Below are 19,209 nucleotides of genomic sequence, written 5' to 3' on the forward strand. Positions count from 1 at the left end.
GCGACAAAACTTGTCGTGTTTTATTTTTTTATGAGATTAATTTTTAAATATTATTTTTATTTAAGAATTAATCTAACTCCTTTTTGAATAATTGTAGGCTTATTATAGTCAAAAGGATTATGGGTTGAAACAACGGTAGCATAAAAATATCCAGAAGTCCAATACGATTCTGTGTGTGTAGATTTTGGTATCGTAATCGTAAAAGGTAAAATCATCTGGGAAATGTTAAAAGTTCCTTCGCCGGTTGTGTAGGAGAAATTACTAAGATACCAATTGTCCCTGTCTGCAGAAGTTCCTGCAATTTCAGTATTATTTACAAATACTTTTAAATATGATCCTATACCCGCATTTCCCCCAACTCCATCTTTCATGCATAAATATGCTGTACCTTTGATATAATAATTTTCATTATCATGTGTATAGGTTAATTCGCTCATGTAGGAAAGGCTTCTTAAATCATCAGATGTTTTGTTTTCCCATCCAAAAGTACCGTCTGGTTTTGCTACGATATTTTTGGAAAACTCGGAACTTCCCTGAGCATTTGGCATGTATTGAGAGGGGATTGTTAAAGGAGCGTTAATAGATAGTCTGTTATTGGGCAGCTCTCCGTATATAATTGCTTCCGATGAATTAATCCTGCGCGATTTATTTGAGCCAATTACCAAAGCATCTACCTGATTAGGTAAATTAATGCAGTTACCAATGATGATTGAGTTATTCATCGCAGAGTTTGCTGTCCTCATATAATTTCCTGCACCAATTACAATATTATTAAAATTTCTGTATAATGTATTATTTAAAGTTGACGCTCCGATAATAGTTGACATGGCTGCTCTTACAGGAGTACTTCCGTTACTATTGATAACCCCACCCACATAAGTGTTTAAAGAAGAATTAAATGATGTACCGTTGTATCCCGATAGCGCAACTTGTTCTTTCATATAGGCTGCTGCTGCGGGAGAAATATTTGCTAAATCCGATTCTAATATTTCTGATCTTAAATTAAATCCTGTATAATGACCGATAAATACATTTGTAGATGATCTATTTAGCTGATATGCAGTAGCGTATCCAAGGGTTGTGTTATTGCTTCCTTCTGAGACTTCAGAAAGACTATAACAGCCGACAGAGGTATTATAGGATCCTGAGCTTAACTTTTTTAAAGTATTAATCCCGAAACCTAAATTATTACTTCCGGTATGCTCGGGATTCATGTCACCAAAATAATATCCGGAAGTTTTTTCATTAAATCCAAGTGCCGCAGATCTTCCTTTTGCAGAAGCCAAAACGATTTCATTCTTTGTTGTAGAGTTTCCTCTATTGGTTATGTTATCAAATGTATCACTGCTGTCAGCAGATTGTTTTGAAATAATTCCATTATTATCGGTTACAAAACGTTCGTGTGATCCTTCTTTTCCCGGAACCAGATATATTTCAAGGGGCTCAAAAGATTTAATTTCGTCCTGATTATTAGTATAATTGCCTTCTGCAATATTTATACTTTTTACTATAATTTCTCTAAATTTCATAATTGATTATTTTGAATTATCCGGAAAGATCCAGACTCCGCCGTCATCTGCTCCAATTTTTTCGTTCACGTAAGTTAGGGTTGCAAATTCAGAGGTATCAATTATATCTGGCAGAGAAGCCAAATCGATTTTCTCTTCTTTATGCCAATAAGAATCCATCCATTCCCAGAAATGCTCTTGTTTAGGCTGGTCTCCCTTCTCAAAGTAAAGTTTTAGTTCTTCTTTTGTTGTCATTTTTTAATTTTAAAGTTATTCTGGTAAGTCTCTGTAAGTAATTACCGCTGTTGCAGGAATTCCTGCGGTGCTAAGATCTAAGCCAGCGGGTGCAGAGACTGTTTTTAGTGAAGGAATATAAAAAGCGTTTTGTCCTACTGATCTTACGGAGTTTGGTATGTATAGATTTAATAAGTTGGTACTTCCGGGAAAATTAAACGTAGAAATGCCAATTGATTCTAGCTTTTCTCCCAAAATTAATTCAGAAATGTTAATATAATAGCTGTTAAATGCTCCAGACTCAATTATTTTGCAGTTTTTGGGAATTGTTAAAGTTCCTATTAAATATTGTAATGAGAAAGCATTGTTCTTTATCTTTTCTAAAGTATCTGGAAACGTAACTTTTGTAATATAATTTTTAGTAATACCGCTGAAAGAAAAACTATTTGAGCCAATAACTTTTACCCCCTCTGGAATAACAATTGCTTTGGCTACACCTAATAATTCTGTGCTGTCTGTTAAAGAGTACATAAGATGTTGTTCTGTGGCTAAAAGATCAGTAGATTTAAGTGATATTTTCTCTTCTTTATGCCAGTAAGAGTCCATCCATTCCCAGAATTGATTTTGTGTGGGCTGATCCCCTTTTTCAAAGTAAAGTTTTAGTTCTTCTTTTGTTATCATAATATATGTAATTTTTGTTTATTGATTTATAGATGTTTTGATGATGATTTTTAAACACAGTTCCGGCTGTTCAACATTTGAAAAATGAAGAATTTAGAAAAACGAAACAAGGATAGTAGTATACCAGACTGCTGAACAGCGGCAGAACTTGATGTGTTTAAAGACTAATTGATATATATTTTCTTAAAGGTCATCATTTTTAAAAATCCATCGCAAGAGGTTTCGATGTCATTAAGATAATTATCGTAATCTGTTTCAGCATTTTCAATGTCGCTCCATTCAATGGTATAAGGGTTTCTATCGAAGATAATGTCAGAATGATGATGTTGTGTTTTCATTTTGTTTTTTTGTATTTGGCGTTAAAAATTGAATATGTTTTTATCGTAAATGTTGAATTCAAAATTTGTTTTAATTGTTCTTATGCTCTGTTTTATTTTATATTTCAAATGTAGAAGTGGCAAACGTCAAAACTTGACGTATTATTTATTATTTTCAAAAAAATTTTAATTTTTTTGCAATATATTTTCTGATGAAGATGAAAAATAGAATGGTAGAGACAAAAGCTGCGATTACCGAACATATTACATTTTCAATCGGCATATATGGATGTCCGTCTTCTGTAACCGGAGGATTGAACCAATCAAATAAAAAGTAAAAAATGAAACAGCCGGCAATGAAAGATAGAATGTTGAGTATAAGAAATGTAAATATTGTCTTCATGATTGATAATGATTAGTTATTATTTAAATATAATTAAAAAAGCTTATATTGATTTATTATAAGGTTTAAAGCTTATATTTTGTTTTTAATTAGTTTTTGTACTATCTGGTTTAAAGTTTCTCTGTTTTCGTCGATATAACATAATCCCGCCTGTATAAGATTTTCAATATTCGATCTTTTTACATTATCCATTGCAGGAGAAGCATTTTTTAATGAAGGATTAAGCCGGTAATAATTTTTCTGATTTCTCAGTCCTAAAGTCTGAAACATCTGAGAAAGCTGATAATCTACTGTTTCGGCATTGGCAGACATCAAAATATCGATTATTGGGTTCACCCAGCCGATTTTTCCGGATTTTTCAAGTTTTTTGAAAGAATAAGATCTTGCCTCGATGCCTGTTCCGATGGAAACAACAATCATATCATTTACGCTCGGATGATTGGCTTTCTGATGATTTTTCAAAACTTCTGCAAAAGGAATTTTTCTTGCTTCTGCGTATGCGCACAAAGCAGGATTATTCGCAAACATTCCGCCGTCGATTAAGCTGAAAATCTGTCCGTACATGGATTTTATCTGAACTGGACTAAAATATGTAGGTGCTGCCGAAGTGGCTCTGCACACATCTTTTACATAAAAATTATCTGTACTCAGATTGGCTTTCCAGGAATTGAAAAGCTTTGCTCTTCTGTTTTCTATATCGTAACTAGTTATTAAACAGGGTTTTATTAGTTCTTTTAATTCTAAATTTCCAAAAAAATCATTCAGATTTTTTTCCAGCGCTTCCTGAGAGATTTTTTCGTTCAAAAGTCCGAAAGGATTTACCAAACGTTCCCAAAAAGAAACCTGAAAGATGTCGCCACCTTTTTCAGCATACAATTCTAATCCTTTCTGGATAGAATATTTTGCTTTCCGGTGTTCGTCGGGACAAAGAATAATAGAAGCAATCAGTCCGCCGGTGCTGCTTCCCGCAACAAAGTCGAAATAATCACCAAGTCTGGCGCCTGGCTTATCATAAAACTGAAGCTGTTCTTCGATGTAACGCAGAATAATACAGGTGATAATTCCCCTGATTCCGCCTCCGTCCAAAGAAAGAATGGTTGTCTTTTTCATATGATTTTCACTTTTTTTAAAAGAAACATCTAACAACTTTAGACAAGTAAAACCAATAGATTTCCGGGAAATGACTATTGGTTTTAGCTTGATATAATAATTGCTTTGATGTTATCTTACTGAAGCAAAGATAGATGGGGACAGCGACAAAACTCGACGTATTAAAAAATATTTTTCAAATAAAAGAGAATTAAAATACAGGATAATTTTCTTTGTCTCTGGGCATTTTATAGAGTGTTCTCCAGCTTGTTTTTACCAACCCTTTTTTTGTTACAATATTTTTCTTTTCAAAATGCGGAAGATCTTTAAAGGTTTTCCAGTTTCCACCCCAGTCCCAGCCGTATTTTGCGAAAATCTTTACACATTCGTACCAATCGGCAACCTTGTCGTTATCCCAATCTTTTACAGTGTCCCAGCTTGCTGTTTTTCCATCGATCATTAAACAGATGTCGACTGCCAATCCGTAATTATGGATGCTTTGTCCCGCTTTTGCATTAGTTACTTTTTTCCCTGAAGTAATTCTTCCGATTGCGTAAAGTTTTTCCTGCTCTTCAAAACTTCTTAAGCCTTGTGTAATTCTGATTTTTGCTTTTCCCGTTAATGCTTCGTTGCATTCTTTCACAATCTGTTTCACTTCTTCCCTTACATAGGGATGAAGTTTTTCAATTCTCTGTAAACTTACTTTATCCATTATTTAAAATTTTATGATTTTGAAATACAAATCTATAACTCGGAAACGCCAAAAGGTGACGTATTTTTTATGAATTTTTAAGTTGTCGATAATGATCAATTCAAGTAAGATCATATTCAGTTACTTTTCAAAATATTAAATCTTTTTGTCTGAAATTTTAAACTTTTAGTTTTCCTGTACTGAAAAATAATTTTTAATACGTCGAGTTTTGGCGTTTCGCATTTCAATCTTTGCGACATAAAACAGCTTAGTTATTAAGGATAAATTTAATAGGAAAGAAACTTAAAAACTCTGATTTGTTTCCTTAAAACAACGATAAAATATCAATGAACAAAATCAAAAAATATGGAAAATAGTATCAGCTACGAAAATTCTGCACTTGCTTTAGACAGTATTTACAATGTCTTAAGCTGGTACGACAGGGTATCTCTTCATTCTTATATGCAGGGAGGGAGTTTAGTAACGAAAAAGGCGACACAACTTTTAAAGTTTGTAAAAACATACGAATGGTATCCTCCTAAAATGCGATATACTCAAAATAATGTATTGGAGTATTATGAACCAAAACAGGAAAGCTGGTTAAAAATTGCACAATACATGAAAAATCACCCTAAACTGACGGTTCAGATTCAGGAATATCTTAATTAAGATTAAATGCTTTAACAATACCCTTTTTTTAATAGTTTACAGTCGGGTTCATTTTATTTTTTTCATGATTTTTGGTGCGTTGGATTGAAGAAAGAATTTATATTGACTGAAGTTCAGCGGTCTGTTGCTATTCATGCGGAAGTTTTTCCCTGTTATTTTCACGTTCCAGAATCAGCCATGCTGCATCCAGCATTTTGGTGAGGTGCAAATACAGATCTACGATATTGCGCTCCGGTACATTATTAAACGTTCCGAGCGAGAAATACACGACTTCCGAGAGAAACCCCTCAAATACCTCAAGACGGTATTTTTTAAAGGCTTTTCGGAAAACTTTTGCCGGATCGTGGTATTCTTTTTCCGACAATGAGCCTTGTAACATCGGGGTTTTATGTTCCGAAAGTTCATGAACCAACCATTTTCCTCGATCTTTTCTAAGGGAATATGCTGCGCGAATAAACGACCGGAGCGACTGGTGGAAATAAAAGATAGCGGAAGGATCTTCCGGAATTCGCGTTTTGCGCTGTACGGCGTATTGCATGATGAGATTTAGATATTTTTTGGCGGTTACCCAATCATGAAACTGGAAAAATATTTCCATGAGCGGAAGTGCGGAATGTTTCTTCCGACCGCATCAAAAACGGGATTCAAAGTCTATGCTTTTCTTTTTCATACGAAGAAGATTTTGTGTTTTTATTGTTTTTTGGGTTGTTTTGATTTAACCTGCCCTACAAATGTAATAAAAAAACAATTAAAACACATATATGTGTTGTTGAATAATATGAGAAAGCCCAAAATTTACTAAATGTATATATGGGAAACAGAAGAATTAAAACTTCAAATTGGAAAGTTATTTCAATTTTACAGATTAAAGAATAAACTGTCTCAGTTACAATTAGGAAACGAGATAAACCTTTCAAGCAATCAAGTTGGCAGAATTGAAAGAGCAGAAACAAATCCAACGTTAGAAAGTCTTGTTAAATTCTGTAATTTTTTTAAAATTGACATGTTACATTTATTTACAAAACTGAATGAAGAAGAACTAAAAAAAATTGAAAGTGAAATTGATCGCTTACAAAAAGAATTTAAAAATCAAAATAAAAGAAAATCCTGACGAGAGTTGGGATTTTTTTTGGTGTTTACTGAAATTCGTAAGGTTATCGGTAACGAATGTATTTAGTGGTAAAAGGTCATCAATGTTTACAATTGTCCCTATCGTTGAATCAATGGGATTTATAATATTTGATTTTGGTGAGTTATACTCCGAAATAAAGATAATCAAATGATAGAATTCCAAGAAAAATCTTCATTATACAGTTTTTCTTTATTTTATTTCTCAGGAAAATAAAAATTTAAACAAGTTTATTATTTTTACAACTATTCTTGTATATTTGCTTTTTAATTAGGGAATTACTGATTAAAATACGAAAAAAAAACACTAAATGAAAAATAATTATCTAATAATTCGGGTATTATTACTGCTATGTAGTAGCGTATCATATTCTCAGGTAGGTATCAACACAACAACACCAAAAGCAACTTTAGAAATAGTAGGAAAAAATTCAGGAGGAGCGGTAGATTCTAAAGACGGGATAATAATTCCCAGAGTAAATCAGGTTTCCAATGCATTCGGTACTACACAAAGCCAATTGGTTTATCTTACTGCTAATGATGGCAGTTTGGTTCCTGGATTCATATTCTGGGACGGTACAGTTTGGAAACAGCTAGGAGGTGCTTCCTTGACTTTATCAAATTTTTCAGCAACATCACCGCTGGCTTATAATAATTTAACGGGGGTGTTTTCAATTTCTCAGGCAGGATCTTCTGCTAATGGATATCTGTCATCTGCCGATTGGAATATTTTCAATAATAAGCAGAATGCCTTAACTTTTTCAACAGGACTTACGAATACAGCTAATACGATTACACTAAATCCGGCTACAGCTTCTTCTATCGGAGGCGTAAAAATAGGCAGCGGATTAAATGTAGCGGCGGATGGTACTATCAGTGTTCCTTCAAATGTGAGCAGCTTCAGTGCGGGAACTACGGGATTAACTCCTTCTGCTGCAACCTCAGGAGCTGTTACCTTGGCGGGAACCTTAAAACCATCTAATGGAGGTACCGGAAATACATCAGTACCCGCTGTCGGAACTGTTTTGCAGGGAGATGGTACTGTTTACCAGCCTCTTTTACCCGGAACGACAGGACAGGTCTTAACATCAAACGGAACAGGGAATCCCTTAAGCTGGTCGACTCCTTTTACTTCAAGTGTCGCAGAGATATATGATGCAGCAGGAACACAGACTTTTGCTACAGCAGCTGGATTTACAACGATGTTAATAACCACAGCCGGAGTTGTAGATAGCGGTTATACTGCGGGTTCAGGAACAATCACTATTACCAATGCAGGAAGGTACAAAGTAACTTATCGTATATCAGCATCTGTAACTACAAATTCTCAGGCTACCGGAGAATATAAACTACAGGTAAACGGAAGTGATGTTGCGGGAACTTCAGGCTTTACATTTCATAGAAATAACGCAGATCCAAGAGGTACCGTAACGGTAACTAAAATACTGAATCTTAATGCTAATGATGTTTTAAGAGTACAGGGGAAAGTATGGAATACGACCAATAGAACTCTTCAACTGGTCGCTAACGGATCATCTTTAATGGTAGAAAAACTGTAATTCTTCAAAAATGAAAATTTTAAATTTAGGGAAAATATTCCTTGTTATATTGAGTTTAACAGGTGTTAATTCTTTTGCACAGGAGACTATACCAACGGCAACAGGATTTGCAACAGCAGCTGAAGGAAATTTATACAGAGCAACGGATGATGGGCAAATATATATAGGCTTACGAAATGGAACTTTAAAATTAGTGGGAGGCAACATAGTTGTGGACAATGTAACGCTTTCCGGAACGGGTACTGCTGCTAATCCTATTAAATTAGCTCAAAACGGAGCAGCAAACCAGCAGGTTATGACTTGGGATTCTGCCATTAATAATTGGAAGCCTGCAACGCCTGCAGCAGCATCCAACTGGCTGATTACCGGAAATGCCAATACCACAGCAAGTAATTTTCTGGGAACGACTAATGATGTAAAGCTTCAATTAGCATCAAACAATACGCCTATGTTGGAAGTAGGACGTAGACAGACTTTAGGATTGTATGATTCAAGCAGTACGGGGCTTTATCCTTATAACCAACCTGATGCATCAGTGATGTACGTTCGTGGAACAGGAGGCAACTCAGCACTACAGTTTGAAGCAGGAGGCGCAAGTTTTTACAAGCCTGTTTTTTATACAGACAGTAACGGAAACTTCAGACTGAGAGGTTCTTCTGCAGGAACAGATTTCTTTGAAATGGGAAGCAGCGGAGCATCCAATGCCGGAAGATTCGATTTTATCATCGGGGATGATGGAGATGAACCTTTTGTTTTTAATAAATACAATGGCACTACAGCAACTACTGTTGAGTTAATGCGCTTATCCGGAAATGGTCTTAATACCAATGTAAGGGTGGGAATAAATACCGGCGCTTTAGCCAATTCAACATTACAGAACAACGGATCGCTATCTACTCCAACCATTATAACTACAGCGGCTTTAACACTTACTGAAAGTCACTTTACAATAATCATCGGGGGAAACCACGCCATCACCTTACCGGCTGCAAATACCTGTACAGGAAGGATGTATGTGATTAAAAATCCTACAACCAATACCCCGGCAATTTCTTCCTACAGAAACTTGTCAGGAACTGCTGTAACTGCCCTTACGGCAAACTCTATTGTATGGCTTCAGAGTGATGGTACTAACTGGCAACGTATAAATTAATGAAAATGAAAGAAATTTATTCTGCTATTTTTATCGTCGCGATAAATATCTTTTCTTTCGGACAGGAAAGTATTGCATCTGCTTCTACCGCATCTGCGGCAGCAGAAGGCAATCTATATAGGGCAACTGATGATGGGCAGATCTATATAGGTTTGCGAAACGGTACAGTAAGTGCATTAAGTCCGGTTTTTGCCGCAACCCTATTTTCTGGTAACGGAACACCATCTAGCCCATATTCTCTGGGACGGATGGGAGCGACTAATGGTCAGGTTTTAAGCTGGAACAGTACCACAAATACATGGGCGCCTTCTACAGATGCTGCCACCAACAATTGGTTCCTTGCGGGCAATGCAAATGCTGCGGCAAGCAGTTTGTTAGGCACAACAAATGATGTGCGTCTGCAACTGCGTTCCAACAATACCGAAATGCTTGAGTTAGGAACAAGGCAGACTTTAGGTCTTACAGAAAGTTCAAAGCCCAGTCCTTATAATTCCACAACTGCATCTACGATGTATATGAGAGGGACATCAGGAAATTCCGCACTGCAATTTCAGGCAGATAATGCCACGATCTATAAACCAGTTTTCTTTACAGACAGCAATGGTAATTTCAGAATGAGAGGTTCTGCAGCTTCCAGTGATTTTTTTGAACTTGGAAGTAATGGATCATCAGAAAATGGCAGATTTGATTTTCTGGTAGGAGATGACGGCGATGAACCTTACCTTTTTTATAAATACAATTATACCTCTCAGACCTATATCGAAATGCTTCGTCTGCAAGGAACGGGATTGAACAATACAGTCCGGGTGGGAATTAATATGGCTGGAAGCGTTCCTAATTCAACACTGCAGATTTCAGGATCATTTTCTTTACCGATTGTTACTACTACCGCATCCTTAACATTAACCGAATTAAACTTCACTGTCATTTTGGGCGGAAATCATAATATAAGTCTTCCTTCTGCAAGTTTATGTAACGGCAGAATGTACATCATTAAAAATCCGACTACGAATACCCCCTCAATATCAGCTTATAATAATATTTCCGGAGGAAGTACTTCAACTATTGCTGCAAACTCTGTGATTTGGTTACAAAGCATTAATAATCAATGGGAACAGATTAATTAGAAATTTAAAAAAATTGCCGAATAAAGTTTTAATTCTTCAATTTATCATTCACTTCTTTAATATCTCTTCTTAATTCCAGAAACATATCTTTTAAATTATAATTATCAAAATTATCAGGTTCAAAATCTTCCGGAAAAATTCCAGATGCATATTGCCAGATTTCAACAATTTCCCCCAAAGGAATATCATAAGGCATATAAAACGAATTGTCTGAAGCTACTGTTATTGCTTTCTTCTTTTTAGCTTTAAATCTCTTATAAGAAATACCGTCATTCAAAGTCACAAAAACATAACTTTTATTCGGTTTTAGATCTTCAATATTTTCAACATATTTTCCGATGATATAAGAACCGTCTTTAAAAGGAGGCATTGAATCTCCTTTTGCGGGAAATGCCCTGTACTTCCCGTTAATTAAGAAAGGTAAGGAAATTCGCTGTAAACTCTCAATATATTCCGGATCACTGTAACCGGATAAATAGCCCATCGATGCTTTCTGAGGGACAATTTCAATGCTGTTGTTTCCCGATTGATCCACTACAACCGGAAGAACAATTCTGTTATCCGGAAGTTTTAATACATCTTCCAGCGGATATTTGCGGATATCTACCGTAAGAAGCAAATCGATACTTATATTGAAATACTTCGAAATTCTGATGAGCAGTTCATAAGGCGGTTCAGAACGCCCATCCTCGTATTTGGAATACCGGACGCGGCTCATTGATGTTTTGTCCGCAAGTTCCTGCTGCGATAAATTTTTCTGAGTCCTTAAAAACCTGATGTTATCTGAAAAAATTGACATTGATACAAATTGTATCTGTAAATATACTAAAAATGATACAAATAGTATCTAATTTTGTTCTGCAGAATCACTATTATGTATGCTCTGGTAGATTGTAATAATTTCTTTGTTTCCTGCGAAAGAACGCTTGATCCGAAGCTTGAAAATAAGCCCGTTGTAGTACTTTCCAACAACGATGGCTGTGTAGTGTCCAGAAGTAAGGAAGCTAAAGATCTGGGAATTCCGATGGCGGCTCCGGCTTTTAAGTACAAGGAATTATTTAAAGAGAATGATGTACAATGTTTTTCCGCAAAATTCGAATTGTATAATTTTAAAAGTCAGCGCGTTATAGAGATATCCACAGCGTATGTGGATAAGTCTGATTATGAGGTCTATTCGATTGATGAACTTTTTCTGGATCTGAAAAGCTTTAAATATATCGATATTTACGAGTACTGTCTTAAAATCAAAAATGAAATTGATGAGCAGGAAAAGATTCCTGTAAGTATAGGAGTTGCCCCTACCAAAACACTTTGTAAGGTGGCAAACCGCATTGTCAAACAATTTCCCGAAAAGTTTAATGGAATTTATATTTTAGATACCCCTGAAAAAATAGAAAAAGCCTTAAAATGGTTAAAAATTGATGACGTTTGGGGAATCGGAAGACGTCTTGCCGTAAAAATGCATGACAATGGAGTGCATAAAGCATGGGATCTTCTTCAAAAGCCTGAAATGTGGGTTCGGAAGATCATGGGAATTCACGGAGTAAGAATGGTGAACGAACTGAAAGGAATACGCCAGTTGGAACTGGATGCTCCGTCTCCCAAAAAATCCATTGCCGTCACCAGAAGTTTCATGGAAATGCTTACCAAAAAAGAAGATGTTCGCGAACGTGTGGAAACCTTCGGAATGTACTGTTCCGAACGCCTGAGAAAACAGAATACCTGCTGCAAAATGGTAACGGTTTTTGTACAGACCAACCGATTCAGGAAGGATCTTCCCGAATATCGGAATGCCGCAACCCGAATTCTTCCCAATCCTACCAATTCATCAATTTTAATTGGCAGAGTCGTAAATGAGCTGTTCGAAGATATTTTCAAAGAAGGATTTCATTATAAAAAAGCAGGCGTTATTGTGAACGATTTTGTGCCGGAAGATCAAAGATTGATTAATCTTTTTGAAGAAGATACCCAGAATCTGCATTTGCCGGTGATGAAAGCAATGGATGCCATGAACAGAAAATACGGCAAAGATAAAGTGCGTCTCGGAAGCATGAGCGGCGAAAACACTTTCGGACGAAAACAGATGTCTCCCGAATATGAAGCTTTTTTAAAAAACAATACGCTCAAAGAGGCAAATTTCAGATTTCATTAGATGTAAAACTACCTTTTTTCATACTTCCAGTTTCTGCCTTTTCCTTCAGAGATCCACTCTAAAGCCTGATCCATTCTTTTGTTTCTGGTCGATTCCGTTTTAGCTTCCGTAATCCAGTTGATATATTCTTTACGGAAAGAGGGCGAAGCTTTTTTAAAAATTTCCAGAGCTTTTTTATTTTCATTCAAAGCATTTTGAAAATAATCAGGAACCTCTGTTTCTGTTTTCGATGGAGCTGCTTTTTTCAAAGTAACGCCCATATCTGTCAGTTCCATCGCTTCAGTAATCATCTTTTTAAGCTGAGGTTTTGAAGGAAGATTTTCTGTTTCTGTAATTTTACCCAGGCTGAACATATTCGTTTTTTCAGCCTCCGTTTCAAACTCTTTCAGTGATGATATCTCATCATGAAGCCAAAATCCCATACTGCAGTATTGTTTAAAAGCAACCATTGAACAAAGAATCTTCCCTTTATACAGGAACGTGGGAAACTTCCACTTGATCGCTTCTTCTGCATCAGGACAGAATTCGTGAACGGTTTCTCGGATATAATTCAGAATAGGTTTTGCAAAATCCTGAGATTTTTCAATGTATTCATCAACTTTCGGGCTGTATTTTTCCATATTTCTATTGAAATAATTTTACCGTTTCATTCACCAGAAATTTCACCTGATCCGGTCTTCCTCTGTCGTTTTTCGGAAGATTATTATAGCTTCCTGTCCTTACAATCACCATATCATGTTCCGGAATCATAATGATGTATTGTCCCTGAAGTCCCAAAAAATAATAATGCTTTATAGGATTGTCGTGGTTGATCCAGAATCCCATTCCGTAAATTTCCTCAGAATTTTTAGTCGGAGTCCGCATTGTATTGATGAAGTCCGGATTTAAAATCTGTTTATCCTCAACTTTTCCGTCGTTAAGAAATAACTGTCCCAGTTTTGCAAAATCTCTGGAGTTGGAGTGAATGCAGCAGTACGTTTTTTCCATTCCGCTTTCGTCTGTGCTCCATGTTGCATTTTGTTCCATCCCCATCGGAATCCAGAATTTTTCGGATAAATAACTTGCCAAAGACTGTCCGACAGCTTTTTTAATGGCAAAACCTAAAAGCTGCGTAGAACCGCTCTGATATTCAAATCTTTCTCCCGGATTTTCTTTAAATTTCCTTGAAAAAGTGGCGTTCATTAAATTTTTCCCGTAATAAGCTTTCGCATTGGGAAGGAAAGGATTTTTGTAATTTTCATCCCAGTCCAGTCCCGATTCCATCTGAGCCAGATTTTTTAACGTTAAATTTTTAGCAAAATCTTTATTTTTAAATTCCTCAAAATAATCCGAAAACTTATCATCAAGACTTTTAATTTTTCCCTCTTCCAGCGCTTTGCCCAAAAGCATTACCGTAACGGCTTTTGCCATAGAGAAAGAATTGGTTTTCGATAGCTGATTGTAGCCGTTCCAATAGTCTTCGTGAAGCAGCTTTCCGTTTTTCACCACAATAAAAGATGCGGTATTGGAATGTGTTAAATCTTCAACGATATTTTTCGGTAATTGTTTTTTGTTGTATTCGGGAGATTCCTCCCAAAGTTCAGGAGATTCTGTAGCGATGAGGTTGCCGGAAAACAATGTTCCGTCATCAATATTGGCACTGAGTTTTCCCCTTAAATAGGTTTTGGATATTCCGTTGAAAATATAACCATATCCCAAAACATAAAAGAGAAGTACGGCAATGACAATAAATGTCACAAAATAAATAAGAATTGTCATAGCAATTGATCTTAAACAAATTTAAAATAAATTTGAAAACATGAAACGAAATGATTTATTTTTGTGATTATTGATGTAAAAGATGATGAAAAAACTAATTTCCTTATTGCTTATCCATTTCGTTATCACCACTTTCGGACAGATGTATAAACCTCTCGATACGGCAGATTATGCCCAGAGAAAAGAATTTCTGAGAAATTTCACGGCGAATACAGAAAGTTTAAGCAAAAAAAGCAGATCCGATTATCCCGGAAAGATGGGCAATGAGCTTTCTAAAATTTATAAAGAATTCGACAAAGAATTTGAAAAAAAAGTGAAAGAAAAAGATTTTGCTTTCAATTCTGTGTTTGATGCAAAGGTTAAAAATCTTATCGAACGGTTAAGAAAAAACAATTCCCAGATTCCGCAAAATTTAAAAATTCTTATCGCCAAAGACAACACTCCGAATGCATACTGTTTTGCAGACGGCACTTTTGTCATCAATATGGGGCTTTTCAACTGGCTGAATAATGACGATCAGCTTGCTGCCGTAATTTCCCATGAATTAGGACATAAAATTTCCGAGCATACGCTGAAAACTTTTCTGAGCATGATCGAACAGGATAAAATGGACAAAATGGTGGTTCAGGATATAAAATCGACAAAGGAAAACCGTAATCAGAGGGCTTTCGATGTGATGAAAAACAGAATCTACAGAAATGGGGCTGAAAACAGAAAGCAGGAAATGCAGGCAGATTCTCTAGGATATATGGTTTTTAAAAACAGCGATTTTAAAAAAGCTGAATACGTTAATGCTCTGAAAAGACTGGAAGATTTTGATACCATTTCGCCAAGAGAGCTGAAAGTGGAAACTTACAAAAAATACTTTAACCTTCCCAAACAGGAATTTAAAGACAAATGGCTTAAAAAAGAAGATTTTTCTCTGTATAATTACAATCATTTCAAGGAAAAGCTGAATAAAGATTCTCTGAGATCGCATCCTGAAATGGTTTTAAGAATCAATAACCTCAAAAAAGTGTTTCCTGAACTTAAAAATGATGTTCCGGATGAAAAGCCTTCCGATTCTTATTCTACAGTAGAAAAAATCGCAAGAATGGAAACTTTGCCTAATTTTTATCATTCTGAAGATTATGGAGTCGGAATTTATGCAAGTCTTCAGTTTTTGCAGGATAACGAAGAGGAAAAGTATTATAAAAACTGGCTCGGAAAATGTTTCGCCAAGATTTATGAAGCGAGAAAAAACTACAATTTAAATCGATATTTAGATCGGGTAGATCCCAAAAATCAAAGTGAAAGTTATCAGCAGTTCCTGAACTTTATGTGGAACCTGAGTCTCGATGAAATTAAAAATATTGCAGATTATTATCAAACGACAGAATCCTGACCGAAGGTCAGGATTCTTATTGAGTATAAAATTTAAATCAACGCTTAATAATTCAGTCTTTCCAGACGGATTTTATTGAATTTTTCTTTTTCGTTGAATTCACGAAGCAGAATGTAGCCTTCTTTCGCTACATACGGCGTTACCACATAATTATCTTTTTCTGAAATAGGAACGACTTCCTGCTTGAATTTCCCGTCAATAATCGTATTGATGAAAAGATTCCACTTCTTTTCTTTGGTTACCTGATCTTTCTGATAATCGCGGAAGAAAAAGACAACGTCTTTTCCGTCATTCAGATATTGAGAAAAAAGATAATCGCTGTTTACCCACTTCGATTTTTCTTTTTCAAAAACCTGTACATCTTTTACCTTAAAATCTTTATCGGTGTTAATGTAAACCAGATCAGTTGTTTTCGGAGCATTGTACTGTCCCGCAGGTTTGAATTTCTCCGAAAGAATTCCCACACTGCCGTCGCTCATAAAATACGCGTCCTTCGTCTGAAGATAATAGCCGTTTTCTACGCCTCCGTCTGCGCTCAGTTTTGGAATGTGGTTGGAAAGATCCGGTTTGTAGCTGATGGTTTTCAGATCTACATTATAATTGTTTTTATCAAGGATAAATCTTGCAAAGCCTCTGTTCTCTTTGGAAATATAATTTCTTCCCAGCAAAACTACTTTATCATCAAAAGTTTTATCATTATCAATTCCGCTTAAAGCATCAATATTATAAATGGTTTCCGGAGAAAGTCCCGTTATCGGTTTGTTGGAAAGTTCTTTTCCGGTTTTCATATCAATCACCAGAAGAGAAAAAGTTTTGTCGTCATCATTTACCTTTCTCAGGATTCCGTAGATGCGGTTTTCGTCCTTTTCCAAAATGGAAAGGTCGGAAAATACTTTTTTATCTCCGTTTGTATTGTAGCTGTATCGCCAGATTTCTTTCTTATTATCATCAAATTTTATCAGGCTGTTTTTATTGATGTATTTTCCGTAATCGTTGTATTCTAAAGCCAGATAACCGCCTTCTTTAATTTCTCCGACCACGGAAACATAATTGTATCCTTTCTCTTTCTTCTCGGCGCGGTTTTCTTTTCTTTCTTCTTTAAAAGTTTTGGGCTGTGAGATTTCTTTAAACGTTCCGTCTTCCTGATAATCGTAATACACTTTAGGCTTTACTGTATTGGTTTTAGGATCAATAACCATAGAAACCGGAGCCGCTGCATCTTTGGAAAAAGCCTGAAGATAATTGATGTCCGAAGGCTGAAGAATAATTTGCCCTTTAAAATCCACATATCCGAAATAATTGGAAACCAGAAGTCCCGCTTCAAATTCTTTATTGGCAACCGGATTCAGGTTTTTATCTAAAATAACGTATTCGAATTTCTGTTTTTTATTGTCTGTTTTTCCGTAGGAATAGAGAGAAACATAGCCGTAAAGATTGTCTTTGGTATCAAACAGCGCATTCATTCCCACATTTTTCCCCGATGCTAGAGAAGCCAGATCCTGAGTCTGAGAATATGCAATTGTCTGAATAAGACCAAAAACCAAAAGTGTTAATTTTTTCATGGTTAAAATTTGAATTTCAAAAATAGCAAATTCGGGGATATGTTCTAAAAAAAATAAAAGCCCTGATTTCTCAAGGCTTTCGGTCTACATTTTTAATAATGAACTTCCTATGGAAGCTAAAAAATCATTATACTTTTTTAATTATTATTGTTTCGTTAAAGTCATTTTCTGACTAGGCAATAATGGCACAAAACTATTGAAATTAGGACATTTTGCAGGATTTAGAAGTCCATCTTTATCCTGGAAATATACTAATGTCATTTCATTTGGGTTATTTAGTCTTGTTTCAATAAAAACATCACCAGATTCTAAACAATCGTAATTTCCTACAAAATGCATTGCATAAGATCTTTTTTGGAAGTTATATCCCCAAAAGTATGTATCATTATCTGGTTTATTCATAGAGGTATAAACAACATTTCCAGAATTATCTGATATTTTTATCCTACCAATTATCATATCCCAAGAAAGCCCATCAGTAGGCTCACTTTTATAATTAATCTTTTTTTCTAATTTAATTTCATATTGTTTACTATTATAATTTCCTTTCCAAGTTCCTACAAATTGGTTAAGTCTGTTATTGGTATCTTTTACATAAGTGATATTTTCAAGGTCTGGACAGCCATCGTCATGATTGGATCTCATTTCACACTCTTCAAATTGCTCTAAAGTTCCTATTACCTGTGCTTTGCAGGAAACAAAAATTAAGAATAGAGTAAGTATAAATAGTCTGCTTTTCATTGTTGTATAATTTTAATTTATTGAGGACAATCGCTAGATTGTACATTGTTATTTGAATTTAAGGTTTTTTTCTGTACAGTACCATTATCTTTTATTTTGTATAATTCAACACCCTGTACGTTCATCTTTTCTTTTAGAAAGGTAAGGAATAATTTTTCAAAAGACCAATATGGATTTCTTACTCTATAGGCAACATAATCATCTGTCCATTTTTGTGTATCAAACCCTGTTTTAATATCAGACGCAGTACCCGTAAACATGATGGTATAATTTCCGTAGCTTGATACCATTGTCCCGTATAGTTCACCATAATTACCATCTGTTGCCATTTCTGCCATGGTCATTAATGTATTTACATCTGCAGGTGAAAACATACGGATAGGTTTTTTAATCAAAGGTTCTCCTGCATCATTAAACGTACCGGTTAGATAATTATTCAGGTGAGTGTGAATATATCCTTTTAGACTGGGCGTAACTGTTACTGTCAACCCATCTGAGCTATTGGTAGAAACGGCTGAAGACAACTCTGTAAAAACTCCGGTTTTACTTTCAGAGAAGCCTGTTTCTTTTTTTAAATTTAGTACTGAAGGATTGTCAAGCGCTTCTATTTTAGCTTTGTAGTTTGTGTTTATTGTTTGCTTCTTTATTTGTTCACATGGGCTTTTGGGTATTTTTGTAGTATCCAAAGGGTTATCAAATCCACCCCCGAAAGGCGGATAATCATAACCACCGTTCCCGCTTCCATCATCCGGATTCTCAAAAGTATCAATGGTAAGATCGATACAGATGGTGTAAGAAGAAGTTACCCAGTGTCCACTTCCGTTAGGATTGCTCTCACTATCCGGATACCACATAGAAAATGTTTTTACCACACATACAATCTTAGATGTCCCGTTGGCAGAATTTACAGGAAGAGGCTTTTTGGGTCTGTCGATCATCAGCTGATTAAAAAGCGCGACCTTTTCTACATCATTAGAATATCTGAAATATACTTTCCTTCCAAATCTGGGAACTTCCAGAACTTCCGAGATTTTTCCGTTTTTGCGTATGGGA

19 protein-coding genes and 1 pseudogene are annotated in these 19,209 nt (G+C 35.5%); 7 read left to right on the forward strand and 13 right to left on the reverse strand.

Annotation, left to right across the window (positions count from 1 at the left end):
- Positions 1-56 precede the first annotated feature (56 nt).
- From DD829_RS08980 to DD829_RS09005, 6 genes are all read right to left on the reverse strand, one after another.
- Positions 57-1,529, reverse strand: coding sequence for a hypothetical protein (locus tag DD829_RS08980; protein WP_108410979.1), 1,473 nt, complete (start codon positions 1,527-1,529; stop codon positions 57-59).
- Between the two features lie 6 nt (positions 1,530-1,535).
- Complete coding sequence (locus tag DD829_RS24100) at positions 1,536-1,763, reverse strand: hypothetical protein (RefSeq protein WP_076391421.1); 228 nt, start codon at positions 1,761-1,763, stop codon at positions 1,536-1,538.
- 15 nt (positions 1,764-1,778) lie between these two features.
- The gene (locus DD829_RS08990; RefSeq protein ID WP_108410980.1) at positions 1,779-2,423 is read right to left on the reverse strand and encodes a leucine-rich repeat domain-containing protein; all 645 of its coding nucleotides are present in this window, start codon (positions 2,421-2,423) and stop codon (positions 1,779-1,781) included.
- A gap of 164 nt (positions 2,424-2,587) precedes the next feature.
- Positions 2,588-2,761 (reverse strand): hypothetical protein, encoded by a 174-nt coding sequence (locus DD829_RS23520; protein WP_165796701.1) that lies wholly within the window; start codon positions 2,759-2,761, stop codon positions 2,588-2,590.
- A gap of 454 nt (positions 2,762-3,215) precedes the next feature.
- A complete protein-coding gene (locus DD829_RS09000) occupies positions 3,216-4,253 on the reverse strand; it encodes a patatin-like phospholipase family protein (RefSeq protein ID WP_108411628.1) in 1,038 nt (345 codons plus the stop codon).
- A 190-nt stretch (positions 4,254-4,443) separates the two neighbouring features.
- Entirely contained in the window at positions 4,444-4,944 is a 501-nt protein-coding gene (locus DD829_RS09005; protein ID WP_076391427.1) for a M15 family metallopeptidase, read from the reverse strand.
- 345 nt (positions 4,945-5,289) lie between these two features.
- Here DD829_RS09005 and DD829_RS09010 point away from each other — a divergent pair, with 345 nt between their 5' ends.
- Positions 5,290-5,592, forward strand: coding sequence for a hypothetical protein (locus DD829_RS09010; protein WP_108411629.1), 303 nt, complete (start codon positions 5,290-5,292; stop codon positions 5,590-5,592).
- Between the two features lie 127 nt (positions 5,593-5,719).
- Here DD829_RS09010 and DD829_RS09015 read toward each other — a convergent pair whose 3' ends face one another.
- Positions 5,720-6,190, reverse strand: a complete 471-nt coding sequence (locus tag DD829_RS09015) for a hypothetical protein (RefSeq protein ID WP_108411630.1) — start codon at positions 6,188-6,190, stop codon at positions 5,720-5,722.
- 204 nt (positions 6,191-6,394) lie between these two features.
- On the opposite strand from DD829_RS09015, the gene DD829_RS09025 reads away from it, so the two are divergent.
- The 4 genes from DD829_RS09025 (at position 6,395) to DD829_RS09040 (ending at position 10,559) form a co-directional block, all read left to right on the forward strand.
- On the forward strand, positions 6,395-6,703 hold the full coding sequence (locus DD829_RS09025) for a helix-turn-helix domain-containing protein (RefSeq protein WP_108411632.1): 309 nt from the start codon (positions 6,395-6,397) through the stop codon (positions 6,701-6,703).
- A 328-nt stretch (positions 6,704-7,031) separates the two neighbouring features.
- Positions 7,032-8,279, forward strand: a complete 1,248-nt coding sequence (locus tag DD829_RS09030; RefSeq protein ID WP_108409600.1) for a hypothetical protein — start codon at positions 7,032-7,034, stop codon at positions 8,277-8,279.
- 10 nt (positions 8,280-8,289) lie between these two features.
- On the forward strand, positions 8,290-9,432 hold the full coding sequence (locus DD829_RS09035) for a hypothetical protein (protein ID WP_108409601.1): 1,143 nt from the start codon (positions 8,290-8,292) through the stop codon (positions 9,430-9,432).
- A gap of 5 nt (positions 9,433-9,437) precedes the next feature.
- Positions 9,438-10,559: a hypothetical protein gene (locus tag DD829_RS09040; protein WP_123906837.1), complete on the forward strand. Its 1,122-nt coding sequence runs from the start codon at positions 9,438-9,440 to the stop codon at positions 10,557-10,559.
- A 28-nt stretch (positions 10,560-10,587) separates the two neighbouring features.
- Here the strand turns inward: DD829_RS09040 and DD829_RS09045 are convergent, their stop codons facing one another.
- Positions 10,588-11,358 (reverse strand): XRE family transcriptional regulator, encoded by a 771-nt coding sequence (locus tag DD829_RS09045; RefSeq protein ID WP_108409603.1) that lies wholly within the window; start codon positions 11,356-11,358, stop codon positions 10,588-10,590.
- A gap of 75 nt (positions 11,359-11,433) precedes the next feature.
- Here DD829_RS09045 and DD829_RS09050 point away from each other — a divergent pair, with 75 nt between their 5' ends.
- Entirely contained in the window at positions 11,434-12,711 is a 1,278-nt protein-coding gene (locus DD829_RS09050; protein ID WP_108409604.1) for a Y-family DNA polymerase, read from the forward strand.
- An 8-nt stretch (positions 12,712-12,719) separates the two neighbouring features.
- Here DD829_RS09050 and DD829_RS09055 read toward each other — a convergent pair whose 3' ends face one another.
- Together DD829_RS09055 and DD829_RS09060 are read right to left on the reverse strand one after the other, a co-directional pair.
- On the reverse strand, positions 12,720-13,331 hold the full coding sequence (locus DD829_RS09055) for a YdeI/OmpD-associated family protein (protein WP_108409605.1): 612 nt from the start codon (positions 13,329-13,331) through the stop codon (positions 12,720-12,722).
- A 4-nt stretch (positions 13,332-13,335) separates the two neighbouring features.
- A complete protein-coding gene (locus DD829_RS09060; RefSeq protein ID WP_108409606.1) occupies positions 13,336-14,469 on the reverse strand; it encodes a serine hydrolase domain-containing protein in 1,134 nt (377 codons plus the stop codon).
- A gap of 82 nt (positions 14,470-14,551) precedes the next feature.
- Between DD829_RS09060 and DD829_RS09065 the strand changes: the two genes are divergently transcribed.
- On the forward strand, positions 14,552-15,853 hold the full coding sequence (locus DD829_RS09065; protein ID WP_108409607.1) for a M48 family metalloprotease: 1,302 nt from the start codon (positions 14,552-14,554) through the stop codon (positions 15,851-15,853).
- Positions 15,854-15,897: 44 nt separating this feature from the next.
- On the opposite strand, the gene DD829_RS09070 is transcribed toward DD829_RS09065, so the two are convergent.
- The 3 genes and pseudogenes from DD829_RS09070 to DD829_RS09080 form a co-directional block, all read right to left on the reverse strand.
- Positions 15,898-17,415, reverse strand: coding sequence for a hypothetical protein (locus DD829_RS09070; protein ID WP_108409608.1), 1,518 nt, complete (start codon positions 17,413-17,415; stop codon positions 15,898-15,900).
- Between the two features lie 144 nt (positions 17,416-17,559).
- Complete coding sequence (locus tag DD829_RS09075; protein WP_108409609.1) at positions 17,560-18,156, reverse strand: DUF6705 family protein; 597 nt, start codon at positions 18,154-18,156, stop codon at positions 17,560-17,562.
- Positions 18,157-18,173: 17 nt separating this feature from the next.
- Positions 18,174-19,209: pseudogene (locus DD829_RS09080) on the reverse strand (hypothetical protein); the annotation flags it as partial.

It is taken from the genome of Chryseobacterium sp. HMWF035 (assembly GCF_003094695.1).
Classification (GTDB): domain Bacteria; phylum Bacteroidota; class Bacteroidia; order Flavobacteriales; family Weeksellaceae; genus Chryseobacterium; species Chryseobacterium gambrini.